18 protein-coding genes and 2 tRNA genes are annotated in these 21,432 nt (G+C 43.7%); 11 read left to right on the forward strand and 9 right to left on the reverse strand.

All coding sequences use genetic code 11. The features are described from left to right. Positions 1–141 precede the first annotated feature (141 nt). From prmC to hemA, 3 genes are all read right to left on the reverse strand, one after another. On the reverse strand, positions 142–981 hold the full coding sequence (prmC, locus tag KFK88_RS08255; RefSeq protein WP_223578499.1) for a peptide chain release factor N(5)-glutamine methyltransferase: 840 nt from the start codon (positions 979–981) through the stop codon (positions 142–144). A gap of 17 nt (positions 982–998) precedes the next feature. Then, on the reverse strand, positions 999–2,090 hold the full coding sequence (prfA, locus tag KFK88_RS08260; protein ID WP_223578823.1) for a peptide chain release factor 1: 1,092 nt from the start codon (positions 2,088–2,090) through the stop codon (positions 999–1,001). Between the two features lie 66 nt (positions 2,091–2,156). Next, positions 2,157–3,425, reverse strand: coding sequence for a glutamyl-tRNA reductase (gene hemA / locus KFK88_RS08265; protein ID WP_223578500.1), 1,269 nt, complete (start codon positions 3,423–3,425; stop codon positions 2,157–2,159). A gap of 40 nt (positions 3,426–3,465) precedes the next feature. Between hemA and KFK88_RS08270 the strand changes: the two genes are divergently transcribed. From KFK88_RS08270 to KFK88_RS08315, 10 genes are all read left to right on the forward strand, one after another. Continuing rightward, the gene (locus KFK88_RS08270; RefSeq protein ID WP_223578501.1) at positions 3,466–3,714 is read left to right on the forward strand and encodes a hypothetical protein; all 249 of its coding nucleotides are present in this window, start codon (positions 3,466–3,468) and stop codon (positions 3,712–3,714) included. A gap of 57 nt (positions 3,715–3,771) precedes the next feature. Then, positions 3,772–5,748, forward strand: a complete 1,977-nt coding sequence (locus KFK88_RS08275) for a tetratricopeptide repeat protein (protein ID WP_223578502.1) — start codon at positions 3,772–3,774, stop codon at positions 5,746–5,748. Positions 5,749–5,801: 53 nt separating this feature from the next. Continuing rightward, positions 5,802–6,488 (forward strand): lipoprotein insertase outer membrane protein LolB, encoded by a 687-nt coding sequence (lolB, locus tag KFK88_RS08280; protein WP_223578503.1) that lies wholly within the window; start codon positions 5,802–5,804, stop codon positions 6,486–6,488. Between the two features lie 3 nt (positions 6,489–6,491). Continuing rightward, on the forward strand, positions 6,492–7,364 hold the full coding sequence (gene ispE, locus KFK88_RS08285) for a 4-(cytidine 5'-diphospho)-2-C-methyl-D-erythritol kinase (protein WP_223578504.1): 873 nt from the start codon (positions 6,492–6,494) through the stop codon (positions 7,362–7,364). 13 nt (positions 7,365–7,377) lie between these two features. Beyond that, positions 7,378–7,452 (forward strand) — tRNA-Gln (locus KFK88_RS08290). Positions 7,453–7,515: 63 nt separating this feature from the next. Continuing rightward, complete coding sequence (locus KFK88_RS08295; RefSeq protein ID WP_223578505.1) at positions 7,516–8,463, forward strand: ribose-phosphate pyrophosphokinase; 948 nt, start codon at positions 7,516–7,518, stop codon at positions 8,461–8,463. 282 nt (positions 8,464–8,745) lie between these two features. Continuing rightward, complete coding sequence (locus tag KFK88_RS08300) at positions 8,746–9,435, forward strand: 50S ribosomal protein L25/general stress protein Ctc (RefSeq protein ID WP_223578506.1); 690 nt, start codon at positions 8,746–8,748, stop codon at positions 9,433–9,435. A 34-nt stretch (positions 9,436–9,469) separates the two neighbouring features. Next, positions 9,470–10,063: an aminoacyl-tRNA hydrolase gene (gene pth, locus KFK88_RS08305; RefSeq protein WP_223578507.1), complete on the forward strand. Its 594-nt coding sequence runs from the start codon at positions 9,470–9,472 to the stop codon at positions 10,061–10,063. 26 nt (positions 10,064–10,089) lie between these two features. After that, a complete protein-coding gene (gene ychF / locus KFK88_RS08310; RefSeq protein WP_223578508.1) occupies positions 10,090–11,181 on the forward strand; it encodes a redox-regulated ATPase YchF in 1,092 nt (363 codons plus the stop codon). Positions 11,182–11,353: 172 nt separating this feature from the next. Beyond that, a tRNA-Met gene (locus tag KFK88_RS08315) sits at positions 11,354–11,430 on the forward strand. A 103-nt stretch (positions 11,431–11,533) separates the two neighbouring features. Here the strand turns inward: KFK88_RS08315 and KFK88_RS08320 are convergent. From KFK88_RS08320 to KFK88_RS08340, 5 genes are all read right to left on the reverse strand, one after another. Beyond that, a complete protein-coding gene (locus tag KFK88_RS08320) occupies positions 11,534–14,674 on the reverse strand; it encodes a P-loop NTPase (protein ID WP_223578510.1) in 3,141 nt (1,046 codons plus the stop codon). Between the two features lie 77 nt (positions 14,675–14,751). Continuing rightward, a complete protein-coding gene (locus KFK88_RS08325; RefSeq protein WP_223578512.1) occupies positions 14,752–15,000 on the reverse strand; it encodes a YHYH domain-containing protein in 249 nt (82 codons plus the stop codon). Positions 15,001–15,298: 298 nt separating this feature from the next. Continuing rightward, entirely contained in the window at positions 15,299–16,681 is a 1,383-nt protein-coding gene (dbpA, locus tag KFK88_RS08330; RefSeq protein WP_223578514.1) for an ATP-dependent RNA helicase DbpA, read from the reverse strand. 217 nt (positions 16,682–16,898) lie between these two features. After that, the gene (locus KFK88_RS08335; RefSeq protein ID WP_223578516.1) at positions 16,899–17,744 is read right to left on the reverse strand and encodes a hypothetical protein; all 846 of its coding nucleotides are present in this window, start codon (positions 17,742–17,744) and stop codon (positions 16,899–16,901) included. A gap of 201 nt (positions 17,745–17,945) precedes the next feature. Further along, positions 17,946–19,661 carry a DUF3592 domain-containing protein gene (locus KFK88_RS08340; protein ID WP_223578518.1) on the reverse strand — a complete coding sequence of 572 codons (1,716 nt, stop codon included), beginning with the start codon at positions 19,659–19,661 and terminating at the stop codon, positions 17,946–17,948. 180 nt (positions 19,662–19,841) lie between these two features. On the opposite strand from KFK88_RS08340, the gene KFK88_RS08345 reads away from it, so the two are divergent. Next, a complete protein-coding gene (locus KFK88_RS08345) occupies positions 19,842–20,564 on the forward strand; it encodes a hypothetical protein (RefSeq protein ID WP_223578520.1) in 723 nt (240 codons plus the stop codon). Between the two features lie 185 nt (positions 20,565–20,749). On the opposite strand, the gene KFK88_RS08350 is transcribed toward KFK88_RS08345, so the two are convergent. Continuing rightward, positions 20,750–21,421 carry an SMI1/KNR4 family protein gene (locus KFK88_RS08350; RefSeq protein WP_223578522.1) on the reverse strand — a complete coding sequence of 224 codons (672 nt, stop codon included), beginning with the start codon at positions 21,419–21,421 and terminating at the stop codon, positions 20,750–20,752. Positions 21,422–21,432: the final 11 nt, after the last annotated feature.

Here is a 21,432-nt window from a genome sequence, read left to right on the forward strand (position 1 = left end):
AATATTCTCAATCGCGTTACTCTAACAATACTCGCCAAACTCGGCAAGCTTAAAAGCCTAGCATACAAGATTATTTTCACAGATTGGCGACTTGGTGAGCCTTTTATCCCCAAACACTTAAGAACTGACCTATTTTGGGCCTTAAAGTTCAGCTTTTCGCCCAAAAGTCATTCTGTCTAACCCAGCGTAATCTTGCTCGGTCCCGACCTCGACAAACCCCTGCTCCGTTAAAATGTTCCTTACCGCAGGACCTTGCTCAAAACCATGTTCGAACATCAACCAACCCGAAGGCTTGAGGTGCTGTGCTGCTTGTCGTGCAATGATTTTGATATCGGACAAACCTTTATCTTCAGCCACTAACGCCGTTATCGGCTCATATTTAAGACTATCCAAGTGAGGATCATGCTGTTCGACATAGGGAGGATTGCTGACAATCACATCAAACGAGTCGCCATTCCAGTTATCCAGCCATGAAGATTGATGACAAGTGACGTTACCCAGCGCGTACTGCCGACGATTGTGTTCAGCGACTGCCAACGCACCTTGGCTGATATCCATTGCCCAAACCGTTGCTTTCGGACGTTCGCTGGCGATGGATAAAGCAATGGCGCCCGTCCCAGTGCCTAAGTCAGCCACCAGACATGCATCGTTCTGAGGTATCTTACTGAGCGCGAATTCGACCAAGTGCTCAGTTTCCGGGCGGGGAATCAAGGTATCGGTCGTGACTTTTAAACTTAATGTCCAAAAATCTTGCTTGCCAGTAATATAGGCAACAGGCTCACCGTCGCTTCGACGTTTAACAAGCTCCTGATAATGTTCTAGGTCATCATCACTCAGAGTGTTATCCGGCCACGTCTTAAGCCAAGTTCGATTTTGGCCTAAGGCGTGAGCCAAAATAACTTCGGCGTCTAGTTTGGCTGTGTCAACAAGTGAAAGTTCTGAAACAGCCCAATTCAGTGCTTCTTGAACTGTTTTGCTCAAAGGTTATATCCCGCTAATTAATCAGATTGACCCGACAGGGCTGCCAACTGATCGGCTTGATGCTCTTGAACCAGTGGCTCAAGGATCTGGTCAATATCCCCTTCCATGATTTCATCCAACTTATACAAGGTTAAATTGATACGGTGATCGGTCATACGACCTTGCGGGTAGTTATAGGTACGAATACGATCCGAACGATCACCCGTGCCGACTAAGTTGCGGCGCATCTCAGTCTGTTCAGACTGCTGCTTCGCTTCTTCCGCGGCTTGCAAACGCGACTGTAACACAGACATGGCTTTAGCACGGTTTTTGTGCTGTGAGCGCTCGTCCTGACACTCAACCACCACACCGGTCGGCAAGTGAGTAATACGAATCGCCGAGTCGGTTTTGTTAACGTGCTGACCACCCGCGCCAGACGCACGGAACGTATCGACTTTTAAATCTGCTGGGTTGATATCAATCGCATCCAACTCATCCGCTTCTGGCATTACGGCCACGGTACAAGCCGAGGTATGGATACGGCCTTGCGACTCAGTTTCTGGAACACGTTGAACACGATGCGCGCCAGACTCAAATTTTAAGTGCGAGAACACGCCATCACCAACGATACGCAGAATAATTTCTTTATAGCCACCGTGCTCACCTTGGCTTTCGCTGATCACTTCGACTTGCCAGCGCTTCTTTTCCGCATATTTACTGTACATACGGAACAAATCGCCAGCGAAAATCGCCGCCTCATCACCACCAGTTCCAGCACGGATTTCAAGGAAAGTATTTTTGTCATCATTGGGATCGCGCGGTAACAACAACTTTTGCAGGTCAACTTCCAACTGTTCAATGGTTGCCTTTGATGCTTTTAACTCTTCCTGAGCCATTTCACGCATGTCAGGATCGTCGTCTTTCAGCATTTCTTCTGCATTTTCAAGATTTTCAACCGCTTCTTGATACTCCTGAAAGGCTTTTACGACCTCTTCTAGCTGAGAATATTCTTTCGAAAGATCGCGAAATTTATTTTGATCAGAAATAATCTCAGGGTCGCCCAACAAAGCTTCTAATTCTTCGTGGCGATCAACCAGACCTTCTAACTTTTGACTAACAGAATCCTGCAACATGCTATTTTCTTTAATCCTATGGGTAAAATTCTTTTTAAAACAACCAGTAAGATGTGGTTTTACTTAATCATCAGAGCTTTTGTCAAGCTGGAATAGCTGCCGCGTAATCTCATGACGGTCCAACTCTTCATCATCTTCTCGCAACCACACCATCGGCTGGTGCAAAAACTTTTTGGTCAAACGGTGTGAAAAATGCTCTAACGCAGCTTCAATATCATTACCGTTCTTTAACTGTGTTTTGGCCCGCTCCAATTCTGCCTGAGCAATGTCAGCGAATACTTGGTGCAGCTCACGCACTGTATCATGCTTCTGGCGGCCAGCATGCCACTTTTCAAAATCCTCGGCAAACTCATCCAGTATCACTAAGGCTTCTTCAGCTGCTTCTTGGCGAGCCTGCATATTTTCTTGAATCACGCCTTCCAAATCGTCAACGCTATAGAGGTAGACATCATCCAACTTAGCCACCGAGCTTTCGATATCTCGTGGTACCGCCAAATCCACCATAAACATACTTTTTCGGCGACGCTCTTGAATCGCGGTTTCGACCATACCTTTACCGATAATCGGCAACATACTTCCCGTCGAACTAATCACGATATCCGCCTGCGCTAAATAATGAGGAATAGCGTCGAGCCCCACCGCTTTACCACCGAACTCGTCAGCCAATTTATGAGCATTGGCTAAGGTTCGATTCGCCATGATCATCTGCTTAACGCCGCTTTGCTCTAAGTGGCGCGCGGCCAACTCGATGGTTTCACCTGCACCAACGAACAACACTGTTAACTTGGAGAAATCTGCGAAAATATGTCGAGCCAAAGTCACCGCCGCATACGCCACCGACACGGGATTCGAACCGATATCAGTTTCGTGACGCACGCGTTTAGCAGCAGCGAAAGTTTTCTGGAACAAACGCTCCATGATCTGCTCCACCGCTCCTGCGCGCCTAGCTTTTTGATAGCAAGCTTTTAGCTGCCCCAAGATTTGAGGTTCACCAAGCACCATCGAGTCCAAACCACTGGCAACCTGCATTAAATGCTTCACCGCATCCAAGCCTTTGTGATAATAAATCGACGCTTCCAAGTCATCATTCAGCTCTTTTTTGGCTTTCAACCAAACCAGTAACTGCTCTTTGATTTGCTCATGGCTTAACGACTCATTCGATAGATAAAACTCAACTCGATTACAGGTTGATAATAAAGCGACTTCAGAACCGCCCGTTTTCTCTTTAACCTCCGCCATGATTTCACCCAACTCATGATCGGCAAAAGCAACCGTCTCACGGATGGCGAGTGGCGCAGTTTTATGGTTAATTCCTAAAACAATCAAAGACATAGGTTAGAAGCAGCTATCAAAAAGGTCTCTCACAAAAGGCATGACGGTCTTAGCAAAAGCACTAGCGAAAACACTAAGACATGCAATTGGCGCGAATTATAACACCGCTTCAATGCGTCCGCTAATTTTAAAAATTCGTCAAAAAGACATTTTTGCGCTGTACTCCCACCTTTTTCCTGATAATCTGTCGATAGGTCGCTTCATTTCGATGAAAGCCTTTATGTACTCCTCACTCACACGCTATTTGAGCCTTTTGGTTCAAGATGAACTGAAAACGATTGGCTTTTAAATACAGGATGCGGAGCACCTTCACAAAAAGTTTATCGGAATCTTTTATACTATACGGATGAATAGACGTTTTTCGGCTAAAACCATACTCGTTTCAACTTGCTGTATTTTGCTCGCCGCATGTTCAACAACACAGCCTCAAAAGATTGAAACACCCACGGAAGCCAGTGTCCCCAAAACACCGGAGCACCCTTCTGTTACCAATTTATCAGCCGAAGACCGCGGTCAGCTTTACTTCAGTATCCTTCTGGCGAACATTGCCAACAAACAAAAACTTTACGACGTTGCTCAAAGCAACTACTTTTACGCAGCTGAACAAACGGGCAGTAAGGAGTTATCCTCTCGTGCCGCCATGGTCGCCCTTATTGAGCGTGACTACACCAATGCTCTGGAAGCTATCGATTTATGGGTGGCATCAGATCCCAATGATAAGAATGCCTACAAAATTGCATTGATCGCGAGCCTAGCTCAAAACAAGCAACAACAAGCTCAAGGCTATTTACATCAATTACTTCCGCTGCTACCTGAAAGTGACGATGAAAAACTTTACGAACTTCTTCGCATGGCCAGTTTCCAAGAAGAAGCAGACTTCATCGCCTTTTTTGAGCAGGTCAATCAGCCGCTATCATCACCGATCATAGCCACGGCCGAAGCCTATTTGCGTCTAAAGTCGAGCCAGCCCCTTGAGCAATACGATCGTATCTTGTCGCTACTGGATTTCACGCTCTCCAAACAACCGAATTTCTTGTCAGCGATTGAGTTAAAAGGAGAAGCGTTGGCGCTAAATTCCGACCAACAGCGTCAACACTACCTCAGCCAAGTGCTACAGAATAACCAATTAACGCTTGATCAAACTTATAAAATTGGTGAGTTACTCTATACTCAAAGAAGCTTTGCTGACGCTTTAACAGCTTTCAGCCGTGTGCTCGAGGAGCGTCCCAAAGACAAACAAACTCAGTTCCTTGAAGCCAGCAGCTACTACGCCATGGAAAATTATGCCAAAGCCAGCCAACTTTTCTGGCAACTGGCGCAGGACAACTACAAAACCGAAATTAGCAGTTACTACTGCGCAGATTCAGCATCACGCGTGGATGACTTCATTAAGGCCTACAGCTGCTACGAAATGGTTCCCATCGGTCGTTACTACATGACTGCACGCACCGAACTGGCACAGCTCTATGCTGAAAACGACATGATGCAACGAGCAATCAATAGTTTACGGTCGGCGCAACGCACCGTCGGTCTCGATGATCGACAACGCTTGTTAGAGTTTGAAATCAACCTGCTTACCCAGTCGGGCGATTACGAGCAAGCCGAGCGACGCATTACTTCTGCGTTGCAGGTCAGCCCAAACAAACCTTTCTTGTTCTATTTAAAGTTACAGTTGTTAAACCAAACGCAATCCGTTGCTGAGTTCATTGCATCCGTTAAGTCGTTACAACAAAGCGTGGAGACCCCACAGCTAAAGAACGACATTGTGCTGATTGGCGCTAATTTCCTGCAAGGTCGCAACAGTTACTTGCTGGCTTACCAGCTGCTCGAAGACGCGGTGGAGAATGAGCCAGACAATGTCGAGCTCTTGTACAGCAAAGCTCTGGCAGCTGAGCCATTAGAATATTACAGCTCAATGGAGCGCGATTTACGGCAGGTACTTAAGATCGATCCAGACCATCACCACGCCAAAAACTCGCTAGGCTATACCCTCGCCGATTTGAATCGTTCTTTAGAAGAAGCGAAGAGCCTGATCGAAAGCGCCTACCAAGTGCAGCCTGATAATGTTGCCATTCAAGACTCCATGGGCTGGGTTCACTACCGTCTTGGCAATTATGATGAAGCCTTAAAATACCTCGAGATGGCTTACAAACAACAGGAAAGTCCAGAAATCGCTTCGCACCTAGGTGAAGTGCTTTGGAGCATGGATTTACAGGAGCGAGCCATTGCGGTGTGGCAAAAAGCCTTGCGTATGAACCCTAATAACCAGTATATTTTGCGCACACTAAGGCGTTTCCCAGAGGCTAACCTATTAAACCGTTAGTCTAGCGTCCCAAACTTACATTCCAACAAACATAAGGTTGTTCCCAACACGTTATGTCGATAAAAACCATAAAAAATCTCGTTATCAGCTCATTGTTCATACTTTTGCTTGCCGCTTGTGAAACCGTACCCGTCAAACAAGAAACCACCGTTTGGGACGACCCTCTGTGGCAAAAGCATTACAAGCTATTAAAAACTTTTGAGCAGTACCAACTCAAAGGACGAATCGGAATCACGCACCCTGACGACAGTTTTTCCTCAAACTTTTTATGGCAACAGCAAGAACCCAACCGCTTCACCTTTAGAATGTATGGCGCTTTTGGGCAAACCTACATGATCTTAAAAGTCCAGCCGAGCCTCAGCACGCTATCGACTGGTGACGACCAACACTACGAAGGCTTTGATGCTCGCCAACTGCTTTATGGTGTCTCAGGCTGGGATATTCCAGTCACCTTAATGCAGGACTGGATCAAGGGCTTGCCCACAGGCATCAACAAAAGTGACCTCTTGATTAACGCCGACGGCACCCTACAACAGATTAAGTACCTTAATTATACGGTCGACTATGTACGCTATGACGTCGCCGAGCAACCTAAAACCAGTATGAGTAACAACGGTGACGACACTATTGAGCTAAAGATGCCAGATAAGATCCGCATCGTTCAGGACAATGGCGAGCAAGGTGAGAACAAAATCGTCCTCTCGATTCGTTCTTGGGATTTAGCTCAAAGCGGAGACTAGCCGATGAGTTTCGAACATCCAACGGGCTTCACTAACGAACAGGGCTATTCCTTTTGGCCTGCTCCAGCTAAGCTTAACCTTGAGTTACGAATCCTAGGGCAGCGCGATGATGGTTATCACGAACTGCAAACCCTGTTCCAAATCCTCGATATTGGCGACGAGTTATGGATAAAGCCCAACGATTCTGGCGAAGTCACACTCGAATCCGACTACGACGAAGTCCCTAGCGACGACAATCTAGTCATCAAAGCCGCTCGCGCACTCCTCCCTTATAGAAAGTCCTCTGATGGTGCCTCTATCAAACTGGATAAAAAACTACCGTCGGGAGCTGGGCTTGGTGGCGGCAGTTCTGACGCAGCCACAACCTTGGTCGCGTTGAACCATTTATGGTCACTTGGACTACCTAACGAGCAGCTCTGTGAGATTGGAAAAAATCTTGGTGCCGATGTGCCGGTTTTTGTGAAAGGCAAAACCGCTTGGGCTGAAGGCATTGGTGAAATTTTAACCGAGACCAAAGTGCCCGAAAAGTGGTATTTAATTGTCTATCCTGATGTAAAAATAAACACTTCGAAAATTTTTTCACATCCAGCGTTGACAAGAGACAACAAACCGATTAAATTACGCGCCACTCGCACAGAGGCAAGTTTAGAACTTGGTTACAACGCCTTTGAGCCTCTTGTCGCGAAGCTCTATCCGGAAGTACTGGAAGCTCTTGAGTTTCTTAGTAAATTTGGAAAAGCAACGCTGACAGGAACTGGAAGTTGTGTGTTCTTAACCTTTGACAATGAGCGAGAAGTCCGTAAAATAGCGGCACTGTGCAAGCAGCGCTGGCTAACCTTAACAGCACGAGGAATCAACACCTCTCCGCTCGTTTAAGGTGCAACATTGCAGGGGTATCGCCAAGCGGTAAGGCAGCGGCTTTTGATGCCGCCATTCGTTGGTTCAAATCCAGCTACCCCTGCCATTTTCTTTACTTTAAACATCAACTCTCTGCTTGTGAATTTGGGGCAAAACACAGGGCTTTCCGATGTCAGATTTAATGCTTTTTAGTGGTAACGCCACTCCTGATCTCGCTCAACGTATCTCTACCTATCTCAAAGTTCCTCTTGGTAAAATCAACTCGTCTAGTTTTAGCGATGGCGAATGCAATGTTGAAATCCTTGAGAATGTTCGTGGTAAAGACGTTTTCATTATTCAATCAACCTGTGCGCCTACGAATGACAACTTAATGGAGTTGATCATTATGGCTGACGCGTTAAAGCGTGCTTCAGCAAAGCGTATTACAGCGGTTGTTCCTTACTTTGGTTATGCACGCCAAGATCGCCGAGTTCGCTCAGCGCGTGTACCGATTAGTGCCAAAGTCGTCGCTGACATGATCAGTGGTGTTGGTTTTGACCGCGTATTAACGGTTGACCTACACGCCGATCAGATTCAGGGTTTCTTTAATATTCCAGTAGACAACGTTTACGCGACGCCAGTGCTTCTTGATCACATCACAGCACAAGCTGGCAAAAACCTGATGGTTGTATCGCCAGACGTAGGCGGCGTTGTTCGTGCTCGCGCTATCGCGAAACGTTTAAACGACGCAGACCTTTCAATCATTGATAAACGTCGTCCGCGCGCTAACGAAGTCGGCGTGATGAACATCATCGGTGATGTGACAGGTCGTGACTGCGTTATCGTTGATGACATGGTTGATACGGCTGGCACGCTTTGCCAAGCAGCGAAAGCACTAAAAGATAACGGTGCGAATAGCGTTTCGGCTTACGCGACTCACCCAGTTTTATCGGGTAAAGCTATCGACAACCTGAATAACTCAGATCTTGATGCGCTTGTTATTACCAATACGATTCCTTTGAGCGACGAAGCAACAGCTTGCGATCGTATTGAAGTACTGGACTTAGCACCGCTATTAGGTGAGTCGATTCGCCGTGTGAACACTGAAGAATCGATTTCGACTATGTTCTTGGATTAAGGTGTTCTTAGACTAAAAGTCTTGGACTAGCGTATGACGCTATAATCCATTGCTCGAACACATCAAAATCCCGCGCATTGCCGCGGGATTTTTGTATCTAGCCCCCCTTTCACACAAAATCACACCCAAAATCCGCCGAAATGCCCAAAAAACCTTGAAATTAGCCCTAAAGAGGCTAGCTTCTTACTTCTTGATCACGGTATAATTCGCGTCCGATTTTTTCGGGTTGAGCCTGGTCGCAAGGCTTAACCTTTACTTACACTCAACTTGTGGAGAAACACAATGAGCGATTTTACATTAAAAGCTGAATCACGCAGCGATATAGGGAAAGGTGCGAGCCGCCGCCTACGTCGCCTTGCGGACAAAATCCCTGCCATCGTTTATGGCGGTAAAGAAGACGCTAAGTCAATCACTCTAGAGCATGACGAAATCAACAACATGCTTGACGACGAAGCAGCGTACTCTTCAATCATCAACCTAGTAATCGACGGTGAAACTGAAGAAGTTCTTATCAAAGACCTTCAACGTCACCCATACAAACTAAAATTACTACACGTTGACTTCAAACGCATCGTACGTGGTGAAAACATGGAAGCTAACGTTCCATTGCACTTCATCAACGAAGATAAAGCACCTGGTAAGAAAGACGGTGGCGTAATGTCTCACCAATTAACAACGGTTGAGATCTCATGTCGTCCACGTAACTTACCTGAGTACATCGAAGTTGACCTAGGTGAGATGAACATTGGTGACTCTATCCACTTGAGTGAAATCACATTGCCAGAAGGCGTTGAGCTAGTTGCCTTCATGCACGGTGATGTTGAAGAGAACGACCTAACTGTAGCTAACATGGTACCGCCAGCGGTTGAAGAAGTTGAAGACGACGCTGACGAAGTTGATGAAACTGAAGTTCCAGCTAGCGAACAGAAAGGTGACGAAGGCGACGACGCAGAAGAAAAGAACGAAGATTAATTCTTCGTTCACTTCGAACGCCTTGAGTTAGACAATGTCTAGCATCAAATTAATTGTGGGTCTGGCCAATCCAGGCTCACAATATCAAGATACCCGTCATAACGCTGGTGCCTGGTATGTCGAAGAACTGGCACGAGCTTATAACATCCCCTTCAAAGTCGAAAGTAAGTTCCATGGCCTCTTCGCCAAAGGCTTAATTGGCTCTGAAGAAATCAAATTATTAATCCCCACCACTTTTATGAACGTCAGCGGCAAAGCCATTCAGGCCGTCGCTAACTTTTATAAAATTGCTCCCGAAGAAATCCTCGTCGCACACGATGAGCTGGATATCGACCCGGGCACGCTAAAGCTCAAAAAAGGTGGCGGACACGGTGGTCACAACGGTTTGCGTGACACCATCAGTAAATTAGGTAACAACAAAGACTTCATCCGCTTGCGCGTTGGCATCGGCCATCCAGGACACAAAAGCCAAGTCACGGGTTACGTGCTCGGCAAGCCGAGTCCTGATGATCGTAACGCCATCAACCTCGCCATCGATGAAGCGGTACGCGAAACCCCAACGCTATTAAATGGCGACTGGGACAAAGCCGTACAACGACTACACAGCGTAAAAATTGGCGCTGAATAACCCAAACAATCGTAGAGAGACGTAACATGGCACTAAATTGTGGAATCGTGGGCTTGCCCAATGTTGGAAAATCAACACTTTTCAATGCACTGACAGACGCAGGCATCGACGCCGCCAACTACCCTTTCTGTACGATTGAGCCGAATACTGGCGTAGTACCAATCCCTGATCCGCGCTTAGACGCCATCGCAGCGATCGCTAAGCCACAAAAAATCTTACCAGCGACCATGGAGTTTGTGGATATCGCAGGTTTGGTTGCGGGCGCCTCTAAAGGCGAAGGCTTAGGTAACAAATTCCTCGCCAACATCCGTGAAACTCACGCTATCGCCCACGTGGTGCGCTGCTTCGCCAACGACGACGTGGTACACGTCGATGGTAAAGTCGATCCATTGGCTGATATCGAAACGATTAACACAGAGCTAGCGCTTGCGGATCTTGAAGCGGTTGAAAAACGCATCATCAAAACCGCGAAAGTCGCTAAAAGCGGCGACAAAGACGCCAAAATCGAATTAGAGCTGCTAGAGAAATCGAAAGCCTGCCTCGACGAAGGTAACGCCCTACGCAGCATGGACTTAGACAAAGACGAGCGCAAACTCATGCGCAAGTTCCAGCTGATCACGATTAAGCCGACCATGTACATCGCCAACGTCAGCGAAGACGGTTTCGAAAATAATCCTCTCCTAGACCAAGTTCGTGAGTTCGCCGCCTCAGAAAACGCCGAAGTGGTGCCAATCTGCGCCTCTATCGAATCTGAAATCGCTGCTCTAGATGATGAAGACAAAATCGACTTCCTCAACGACCTAGGCCTAGAAGAACCTGGCTTAAACCGAGTAATCCGCGCTGGTTACAACTTGCTAGAGCTACAGACCTACTTCACCGCAGGTGAAAAGGAAGTCCGCGCATGGCAAGTTAAAGTCGGCGCCACAGCCCCGCAGGCCGCTGGCGTGATTCACACAGACTTCGAAAAAGGCTTCATCCGCGCCGAAGTCGTGGCTTACGACGACTACATCGCAGGAAACGGCGAAGCAGGCGCTAAAGAAGCCGGAAAATGGCGCCTAGAAGGCAAAGACTACATCGTCAAAGACGGCGACGTCATGCACTTCCGCTTCAACGTATAACCGATTACAAAAAAGGCGCATATTTTCAAATAGCACGTCATTACCCGGCCTGACCGGGTAACCTCGGCTCATAAACATCGGACTTCCGATTAAAGAAAAAAATCTGATTGTTTTATCGTTTTAGGCTTGACATAAAGCCCCGAAATCACGAAAATACGCGCCACTGAATTAAGGCTATGTAGCTCAGCTGGTTAGAGCACAGCATTCATAATGCTGGGGTCGGTGGTTCAAGTCCACCCATAGCTACCATATTAAAAAAGGCTTACAGAGCAATCTGTAAGCCTTTTTTGTTACCTAGTATCTTATCTAGTTCATCTCAAGTACAGGAACTGTACTCTTACCCCATCAATTGTTATTTCAATATATGTATATTCTTAGCTTTTGGCCCTTTCATTGTAAAAACTAAGTTAAAACTTACATTTTTGTTCAGAATATTATCATCATCAACATCATCATTGAAATCGTCTTGATGCGCAAAAACAGTATCACGCAGCTCGTTTGAATAAATAAAATAGAAATTACCATGGTCTTGTTTAATGTACCCACTATATATCATTGGGGAATTATTTGAGTCTAGAACTATACCTTTTTCGTTATTTTTCACTGCCGGAGAGATTCTAGCTGATTTTAAGTGCGAAAAAATCTCATTAGCTACACTGTAGTCTCCATAAAGATAATGATGCCTTGCATACCAAAGTTGAGCTAGGTAATTACCATCAAATTTTGCAAAACTACGTTTTAAATATGTTTCTATCTGAGGTAATAGTCCTTCATCATTTTTACTAATTAATATTTTAGCTATTTCAAAGTTGATCGCCATGTTATTTGGCTGCTTAGCAAGGGAATCACCTAAAATCTTGATAGCCTCCTTCTCTTTATTTGATTTAACAAGATTTCTCGCATGTCTTATAGTTACATAAAAGTTGTCTGAATTTATAGAATAAGCTTTTTCTATAAGTTCTCTTGCTTTCTCAAAGTTCTGTAAAAAATTTTCTAATCTTGCTTCAACTTCAAGGACATGTGTATCAGAGGGAAATAGTTGCAGAGCTTTATTAATTGTTGACTGTGCTTTCTTTACAGTATCTACGAACACTTCATCATCACTTAAACTTTCAGTAGCTTCTCTCATGTCATTAAGTTCATCAAGTAAAGTATATAAGTAACCTACATGGTTTCTAGAATCATTTGGTTTTCCTGACATTAATTCTTTAAAGATGTCTTTAGCATTTTCTCTATATTTACTTTTTAGTAAAACGTTAGGCTCCTTCCTAGAAAGTTTTCGTAATATTGTACCCTCTGTATGCTTTATTGCCCTATTAGTATCTCCGTATTCAGACTGATTCTTAGCTTCTGCTATAAAACTCAATGCGCTTTTTAGGTTTCCGTTTGAGTGATGTATTTCAAACATTGCTTTTTGATGGTTTATATGTGATGAATCTGCACCAATTTTTTCAAAAATATCGTAAATACCTAAGGCATATGATTTATCAGAGAACATCGTTGCAAGCTTTTTACCGGATATTATTTTCCTAAAAGCCTGGTTGTCGGATGTATAGTCTAAATTCATTTTACTTGCCAACCTGACTATTTGTTCGTACTTTTCTTCTTGGCTTCCAATTGTGTGGTTAAATACTATTTCAGCAATATATGGATGCCTGGAAGAGTAGGCATAATCTCTAGAGTAATAATCCATAAATACTGTTACAACATGTTCAAGAGGAGCTAAAAAGTGCTTATTGAAGTCCTCAATCTTTATACCTGATACGCGTGATATTAAACCTGCTCTAACTGGCACACCAAGTCTATTTAAAGTACATATATCTTTGTATATAATCTTAGCTTGGGTAGGTACTATTCTTTTAAATTCATCAACAATGATTTCTTCAAATGTTTTTCCAGAAGTAACTTCGTGCAATGCTACTAACAGCAACTTATCCAACTTATCTTCAAAATGTACGATGAGATCATTTTCGTTATAGTTATTTAAGACACTATCTTCAAAGCATTTATGCTTTGTAAGTTCTTTGATTAAACTTGGTATAGCTTTTGCGGATAGCTTACCTAACTCAAACGTGTTATCAATTAAACTATCACACTCATTGGTATCTTGGTTCCACTCATTATTTCTAGCGGATACTATTATTAATACATTTAGGTCCGCAGACTTTATTGCATTCACCAAGTTCATAAACTCTGCAGATGAATGAAGAACATCATCTATTACTAAAATCACTCTCCTGTTAAACGAGCTTAAAACTTCCATTACCAAGTCTAATCTCAATACACCTCCCTTGTTTAAATAAAATAATGGTTCTTCAAAATCAAATGCCATAGACCATGAAAATCTCTTTAAAACAATAGTTTTACCACTACCCGCAAACCCTTTTAATAAAATAACAGTTGGAGATTTTTCATCTAAGTGGTCTATGGTACTTGAAATGATTCTATTGCAGACTCTTCTCTCCACATCTAATTTTTGGTGTATGCCACCCCAACCTATATCAAGGCCTCTATAGAAATCTTTTGGAGTAACCCCCGTAACTGTCATTTCATTATGGATAAACTTTAATTCTGAATTTATGTACTCTATAGCATCAGGCGATATTGAAATATCTTTAGGTATATATTTATATATAGGGTTATCTCTTTGCTCATTCACTACTGAAAAGTCGTATTTTCTTGTGTCAATTGAGCCATCAAGGAAACTTACAAACTGTTCCAGAGTTGCTTTAATCGGATGTATCCTGTGTGAAGACCACATTCTGCTGTCAAATTCATTAAGGCCAGGGTCAACAGTTACATACATCTGCCGCTCAATATTATTATCAGTGAGATCAAACAAAATAGAGTTGATATTTGGATCACTTATAGAGTAACCAATAAAAATTATCGGTTTATCTCTGGCGTTATCGCGCAAATGCCGAAACAATTTAATCCTATTCTTTTTGTGCTTAGCATATTCTTCGGTGGTTAATGTCAAAGGGGCTTCTGAGCCTATGTTTGTAATGCATCCATGTAGCTTAAAATATGGAAGATTATCTTTATCTTTTATTATTTCACTGAAATCCTGTTCATCTGAAAGTATAGGTGCTAATTCTTGCCTTCTGTTTTTGTTTTCTGAATATGCATTTTCCAAAACCAAATCATAATTTGTGGTAAAGATAGAGTGCCATTTAAAATTGGATATTGCGCGATGATAACTTTCCGGTGATAGGTTAATTAATCTATCTTTAATGAATTGCTCAACAACCCTCCTACTGCTTTCGTTCTTTGCATAATTAGCTACAGTAATTAACGGTTTTTCTTTCATTTCTCCATCTAGGTATTCATCACATAATTCATTCCTAAGCTGCTCACCTGATGGTGGAGACTTTCCTTCTGAGCATTTTGAGCCTTTGCTAAACCCGGAGCCAAGAAATAGAATTACATTTCCTTTTTCAATTTGTTGTTTGATATAAGAGGGAAATTCTTCTTTTTTGATATTATTCGTCATGACTACCATTACTTGATTCTCGTTCCATTTTAATAATTGGGGTCAGAGTACGTTTAAAATAACTTTTCCTTGCGATTTTAAGTAGTAGGTGTATCGGCAACTGCTTTCTCTTTTTTAGATTTTTCAGCTACGTGAGAATGCTTTTCACTATCATGGCTATGAGCTATATCACCATCCCGATGATAGTGGTAACCAGAGCATAGGCCTTTCTCTTTAGATTTCTTGCTACAATTATGACCGCCCTTTTTATCTAATCTACCGCTATGGCCGTCTGCTGCAAACGTGAATGCAAATAGAAATGCTCCAAGTAACCACTTAGTTTTCATTTTATTTCTCCCTTTGTCTTCCCTGAAACAATGTAAACTGCGTCACACTTTTTTGCAACTGCTCATTTAATGCACAATTGCATTGTTAGTTTTAGGGAAACAAAATAGGTAAGTTATTTTTAGAGTCACTGGATCCCGCTATTACCTAAAGGTATTCCCTACAGTCACAGTAGCGGGATGACAATCAGAATAATGCTTAGAGACGAAGGAGAGTAAAGAGTACCGATCTATTTATGCTCAAAGAGTAGATTCCCGCTTTCGCGGGAATGACAAATTTATTTGGTATTTTGAGGCAAATCTAAATCTTCCTTGCTCTAAATTTCTTGCCTTTCATTTTGCCGCCGTTTAATAGTTGTAGTGCGGCGTCGAGGATGTCGTTTTTCACGGCGACGTAGGCCCAGCTGTTGGCGATTTGGATTTTGCCAACGTCGTTGCCTTCGATTCTGTAGTCTGCTGTAAGTGCGCCGAGAATATCGCCGGGGCGGAGTTTTTGCTTTTTACCTCCGTCGATTTGGATGGTAGACATTGGGGCTTTGTAGGTTGGTTGGTTTAATAGCTTTGTGTCGGGTAGTCCGAAAGTTTCTAATTCTTGACCTAAATATTCACCAAGACGCTTGAGTTTGTGCTTTTCTTTATTGATAACGATTGAGCAGGCGTGGCCTTTATTGCCTGCGCGGCCAGTTCGGCCGACACGGTGGACGTGGACTTCGGAATCGCTGGCGATGTGGTAGTTAATCACTAAGTCGAGCGAGTCGATATCGAGACCACGGGCGGCGACGTCGGTGGCGACCATGATCGAGACGCTGTTGTTGGTGAAACGCACGAGGGCTTGGTCACGCTCTTTCTGGTCAAGATCGCCATGTAGCGCTAGGACGCTGAAGCCGTGACTTTTTAGGTATTGGGTTAAGTCTTTGACGTGGCGCTTGGTGTTACAGAAGATCACGGTGGAGTCAGGGCGGAATTGTAGTAGCAATAATCGTACGGCAACATCACGCTCGCCTTCGTCGCTGATTCGGTAGAAGTCTTGCTCGATGCTGGCGCTGGTGTGTTGATCTTCGCTTTCAATCAATAGCGGATCGTACATAACGCGCTCGGCGACAGCAGCGATTTCTTTAGGGTAAGTCGCGCTGAATAGCAATGTCTGGCGCTGCCTTGGGATCTCGTCAACAATATCGTCCATGGCGTCTTGAAAGCCCATGTCTAGCATTCTATCGGCTTCGTCGAGCACTAAGGTCGTGACATCATCCAACTCTAAAGTTTGCTTTTCCAGATGGTCAAGAATACGGCCAGGCGTTCCAACCACGATATGCGCACCATGCTTAAGCGAGTCCGCTTGTGGGCGCAGCGGCGTTCCGCCACATAGCGTTAAAATTTTCACATTAGCGATTGGGCGTGCTAAACGGCGTATTTCTTCCGCCACCTGCTCTGCCAGTTCGCGTGTTGGGCACATCACCACCGATTGCACTGAAAAGTTCTTTGGGTCGAGTTTTTCGAGAATGCCTAAACCAAACACCGCAGTTTTACCCGAGCCGGTTTTCGCTTTGGCGATGACGTCTTTACCGTCGAGCACCTGCGGCAATGCTTGCGCCTGAATCGGTGTCATGCCTTCAAACCCTAACTCAGCAAGGTTAGCAGTCAGCTCAGGTTTAAGGTTTAAAGTTGCAAAAGCGGCGTGACTCATGGGGATATCCTGATGATTTCGGGGTTTAGTGCTCTAGTAAGCAAAGAGATGGTTCTTGCGGGTAGTATGACAGCGTTATAGCTACCACAACTGAGTAAATTATAAACACTACTCGCTAGCTATGAAAGGAGTTATTCGGTTTTCTGCTTAAAGGAGATGGGGAGTTGCTGGGCATAAAAAAAGCCGTGATAAACACGGCTTTAGCTATTAACGTTGATTAGTTCGCTTGGTCGGCTAACCACCGGACGTATGTCCAACCGGTTTTTGATTGACCGTCGATATCAAAGCTAATCTTGATATCTTCAAAAGGAAACTCTGCTTTCTTATCGAAGTAGTTCTTTTGCGAACTATAGGTGTATTCACCGAGTTCCTCAATAGTCACCGTAACCGCTGAAGATGATTTATTAGCTGTGCAGTTTCCGCTATTTAGGAACTGTGTAACTTCGGAGTTGTTTGATTTGCCTCTGAGTAGAATATCAAGCTTAGTAACATCTTGAGGTGTCTGGCAGCTCACAAAAACATTGTTTGGCTTAACGCTTAGCTTCTCACCAATCAATTTATCAAACTGTGGATCATACGATAAACCTAACCAGCGAGGGTCGTCAGCTAACACATGACCACGATCCGTTGATGCTACATCATCAAAAAGAATTCGGTATTGCTTCTCATCGATCTCAATATGAAGAGTTATATCCTGAGAAAAATCATCGCCAAGTTCATCAAACTCAACTTTAGCTAATGTCGCGTTATCCCAGCCACCGTTCATTTTGCCGTAGGCTATAATTTCCTTTATGGCTTTTTCGACTTTGCGCTTTTGCTTCGCCACATGCTGACTCACCTCGGCTGGACTTGGCTTTTTACTCGCCTCTCCTTCCTTACTTTTTTCAGCAACCATCCAATAGTAGTCGTCTTCATTAGCAGTTAATTCAATAATTGCCTCGGACTGACCTTGTTTTAATTTATCAAAAAGATCTTCACCAAATGCTTGAGGATCTTCGCTACTGCCACACGCCACAAGTAAAATTGACGCACTTAGTACGCCCAAAGTTTTAGAAAAATTCATAGATTACCCAGAATTGTTGTTTGTTAAGTTGTAATAGTTTTACTGGCTGTTAAACCTTATTGTTTCGTTAACGGAATGAACAAGCCAAGAAGCAGTATAGATAAGCCCCTGATTAATATCAATTTTTTATCGTTCTAATCAATATGTATGTGTATAAAAGACTTTATGAACCACAAAAAGTACATCTTACTTGTTGTTTGGTTAAAGCCGCCTCCCCAACTCGTTGTTGAGGTGCTGAATAAAGTCATCCACATCGTTTGAATTCAGCAAGTACTTGGCGATAACTTCTTTTCGACCATCTTTTGAGTTGACCGCAATATGATAATACTTCTTGTCACCAGAGCTCATATTACTACCTCGGCTGATACTCTGAATATCACTTTTATCGAAGCGATAGGTCTTGTTAAATAAGGTTCCTTTCCGGCAGATAAGAGCCCCGGAGCTCACCGCTATGCGGCTCTTGAAGAAGATGACATGCAGTCCAATACTTAATAACAGTAAGCCTATACCGCCGAAGGCAATGAGGAAAAGGTAACTGGACTCCGCCATAAAAATACCTACGCCTATTGAGGAGAACACCAAGCCGATGATAAAGGTCGATATGCCAACGGCTTTGTGGCGGAAAGGCCTGAAGTAATACTCTCTCCCATGATTTGAAAACGACTCGACAATATCCAGATAACGCCAATCACCCCCTTTCGAGGAAGCTGAATCGTAGGACTCTGGCTGTACGAACAAGTCGTCTTCCGGTAACTCGGCGTCTAGTCGATGTGCCACCACAAATGCAGGCAGTTCGAACATCAGTTGTAAGTCTGGTCCTTTTTGTTTTTGCTCGACTTTGAGGACCCATTCAATTTTATTATTGACGTCCGAGTCACTTGACTCAGGCCAGCCTTCTGGAATCTTTACTTCAAAATCTACCGCAAACTGTTGCGACTGATGTTGCTTAACTGCCAGTCTTTGATCATCTTGCCATAGGATTTTGGTGGTTGTCCTCGTTTCTTTGCCTGTACGTCGTCGCGTCACTCTCTGGCAGGTTAGCGTTAGCATGACTTCTGAGCTCTTAAGATCGCCATCAATGATGACGGTTCCCTTATTTCGACCACCAATGACCAAAGGTGTTTCATTCAAAACAAGTTTCGAATCGCCGAATGCTTTTTCCCTTCGGTAATAGATAACGGTTATGGCAATGAGTCCTATACCAACGAGCGGGAACAAAAACACCAACAGCTGTAGTGGCTCCTTGAAATAATTGCCCTCGTGAAGCACTCCAATAGCACCCGGCAACGAAATCAGATTCCAAATAATGGCAAAGCCGAGCATGACCTTATAGGCGCTTTTGGTTTGACATCTAAAATCATTGCCCTGCCACTCTTTACGCCACAACCATGGTTCTTCACTATGAGTTTCTTGTAAGGCTTCTTTCTCAGCTAATCGCTTCGCGCCCCACCGACTCCACAGAATAATACCAAGACCCACACCACCGAATACGACTAAAAATATCGAGTAAAAGCCCAGCATTCCCCAGCGCATGGTGCGGTCAAGCACGCTTTCTTCTGGGTTTTCAGGGTTCACAAAAGCCGTTAAGCGCTGCTGGTTTCTTGCTCGGTTTAGCTTGCTGTAGAGTTGCTGCTGGTAATCACCGATATTATCGGTACCTGAATAGAATGAAATTTGCTCGGACTGGTAGTCTTTTCCATTAAAATGATACCGGTAAGTTCCCTGCACACCATAGGTTGTGCTTCCATCATTTGTCGAAGTTACTTGGTTTAAACTGATCGCTTCAGCATCAACCTGTGACCAATCTTGGGCGCGCCAGACATTGATGCTGGCATACAATCCCCAAAGAAATATCCCCAAACCGGCTAGGAAAAAGATGCCTCCAAAGACAGTTAAACAGCCCGTACCTTTTTTCATGTTATTCGCCCTTAACTTCGTTAAAACTAAAGTACCAAAATTTACCTAATGAAAACAGTGCCTTAGATTATTGATAGCCGATATTTTAAGTAGGGTTAACCCGTTAGGGCGATACCCAGGCTTCTTTGAACGTCGTATAAATGAGCCTCTTACCACCATAAATATTTACAAGGAGTATATATGAATCAGCCAGAAAGAACGGTTTATCAAGGCCAAAAGCTGGTCGCAGTGTTAGAAGATGTCACCAATGGACAAACTCTCATGAAGCGCGAGTATGAAGTTCTTGAAGTACCGGAAGACGGCAACTTCGAGCAAGGATTAAAGACAAAACTGGTCGATGAGCAATGGGTTACACCACAAGCCCAAGAGCTTCACACACTTCAGGAAGGTAAATCCGATCCTGCTAAAACGGCACTCGAAGTTACTAAGTTTGCTTGGGAGTTTATTAAAGACAATAAAGCCGTTAGCAATGCTAAAGACACCACCACGTCTGTCATCATTAAAGATACTGACCCACTGGATTACGAAAAAGCTCGAGAAGGCAAAAGTGTAGATGTGCGCTTTTATGTGCATGATGCCTGGATTAAGGACTGGATCCTTGTCGATACTACATCACGCCTCGAAGGAACCTATTACGCCACACCATCAAAGCCAGATATTGCTCATGGTCACTATATGCCTTCAGTACACTTCAATGTAGTAAAAATCCATGTGGGCTTCTCGTTTAGACTGGATGCTCATGCTGAAGTCACAGAACCCTCAAACTTAGGATCAAAAGACAATGTTCAGCCGCAAGTGAAGATTTTTGCCAAGTTCAAAGTCAGTTGGCTTGATAGCAATACCCACACGGCAGCTTTCATTGCTAATGGTGTTAATGGCTTTAGATTCGCTGGCTGGAATTAAATAGATCAAAGGCAAACAAGAGAAACCTGCAAGTAGTCACATAGCCCATCGGGTCAAACCGACTGGGCTATTACCGCCAGTAAATACAACCACATGATAAAAAGCGTGAACCAATCGCTCGTTCCTTTGAAAAAATACAAATATCAGAAGTTATACTTTGTACCCAGTCACTTTATAGCTCATAGCTATTGATTACGGTTATAATCCTCTGCAATATCTGTCCAATCATCTCGCCATTGCTTTTCAAAATACACATCAACTTTCCTCAAATCCTCATTCTCATCCTCTCTCCATTCATCCCAATCATCTTCATCCCAATCATCTCGCTCATCATATACGCTTAGCTGATTGTTGTTGATTGCTGATATTATAAAATCAAGAAATTCATCAAAAGTATTGGCGATAACGGAAATAGGTTCTGGCTCAGCACTCGGTAAATAAATAACTTGTCCAAATTTACCATTTTTGTCTGGGTCAAAATCTATACATAGGTATTGACCAGACTGATCTGAGGCAAACGGTAGGCGTTTCGGGTTATATAAACTAGCTTTCACCATTCCATCTTGATAAAGACTGTCAGGCTTATGATCTTTATAAGACTTAAAACGCTCTATTTCAGCTATAACATTTTGCACGCTAGAGAAAAACAACCCCATTGTTAACAATCTTTTCTCGCCCTCTCCATTCGCAAAGCGTAAAAGCTCTTTATAAGTTAGAGGAAGTTCATAACCAATCATTACTTCAAGGTGGTTTAACTGCTCTTGTGAAGCTCCTGTATTAAAACAATGCTCTGTTATTTCTATTTTGGAACGAATGGCATTAAAAAACTCTTTTACTTTATTATTGCTGCTTATCAAATTAATCACCT

The sequence above is a fragment of the Kangiella taiwanensis genome (assembly GCF_020005165.1).
In the GTDB taxonomy this organism is placed as follows: Bacteria; Pseudomonadota; Gammaproteobacteria; order Enterobacterales; family Kangiellaceae; genus Kangiella; species Kangiella taiwanensis.

What these genes read in the sequence shown, in the direction of transcription:
- pth (WP_223578507.1), top strand. Translation starts at nt 9,470, where the DNA reads ATGTCTAGCATCAAATTAATTGTGGGTCTGGCCAATCCAGGCTCACAA.
- KFK88_RS08295 (WP_223578505.1), top strand. Translation starts at nt 7,516, where the DNA reads ATGTCAGATTTAATGCTTTTTAGTGGTAACGCCACTCCTGATCTCGCT.
- lolB (WP_223578503.1), top strand. Translation starts at nt 5,802, where the DNA reads ATGTCGATAAAAACCATAAAAAATCTCGTTATCAGCTCATTGTTCATA.
- hemA (WP_223578500.1), bottom strand. Translation starts at nt 3,425, where the DNA reads ATGTCTTTGATTGTTTTAGGAATTAACCATAAAACTGCGCCACTCGCC.
- KFK88_RS08335 (WP_223578516.1), bottom strand. Translation starts at nt 17,744, where the DNA reads ATGAATTTTTCTAAAACTTTGGGCGTACTAAGTGCGTCAATTTTACTT.
- KFK88_RS08300 (WP_223578506.1), top strand. Translation starts at nt 8,746, where the DNA reads ATGAGCGATTTTACATTAAAAGCTGAATCACGCAGCGATATAGGGAAA.
- ychF (WP_223578508.1), top strand. Translation starts at nt 10,090, where the DNA reads ATGGCACTAAATTGTGGAATCGTGGGCTTGCCCAATGTTGGAAAATCA.
- dbpA (WP_223578514.1), bottom strand. Translation starts at nt 16,681, where the DNA reads ATGAGTCACGCCGCTTTTGCAACTTTAAACCTTAAACCTGAGCTGACT.
- ispE (WP_223578504.1), top strand. Translation starts at nt 6,492, where the DNA reads ATGAGTTTCGAACATCCAACGGGCTTCACTAACGAACAGGGCTATTCC.
- KFK88_RS08325 (WP_223578512.1), bottom strand. Translation starts at nt 15,000, where the DNA reads ATGAAAACTAAGTGGTTACTTGGAGCATTTCTATTTGCATTCACGTTT.
- KFK88_RS08340 (WP_223578518.1), bottom strand. Translation starts at nt 19,661, where the DNA reads ATGAAAAAAGGTACGGGCTGTTTAACTGTCTTTGGAGGCATCTTTTTC.
- KFK88_RS08320 (WP_223578510.1), bottom strand. Translation starts at nt 14,674, where the DNA reads ATGACGAATAATATCAAAAAAGAAGAATTTCCCTCTTATATCAAACAA.
- KFK88_RS08345 (WP_223578520.1), top strand. Translation starts at nt 19,842, where the DNA reads ATGAATCAGCCAGAAAGAACGGTTTATCAAGGCCAAAAGCTGGTCGCA.
- KFK88_RS08270 (WP_223578501.1), top strand. Translation starts at nt 3,466, where the DNA reads ATGACGGTCTTAGCAAAAGCACTAGCGAAAACACTAAGACATGCAATT.
- KFK88_RS08275 (WP_223578502.1), top strand. Translation starts at nt 3,772, where the DNA reads ATGAATAGACGTTTTTCGGCTAAAACCATACTCGTTTCAACTTGCTGT.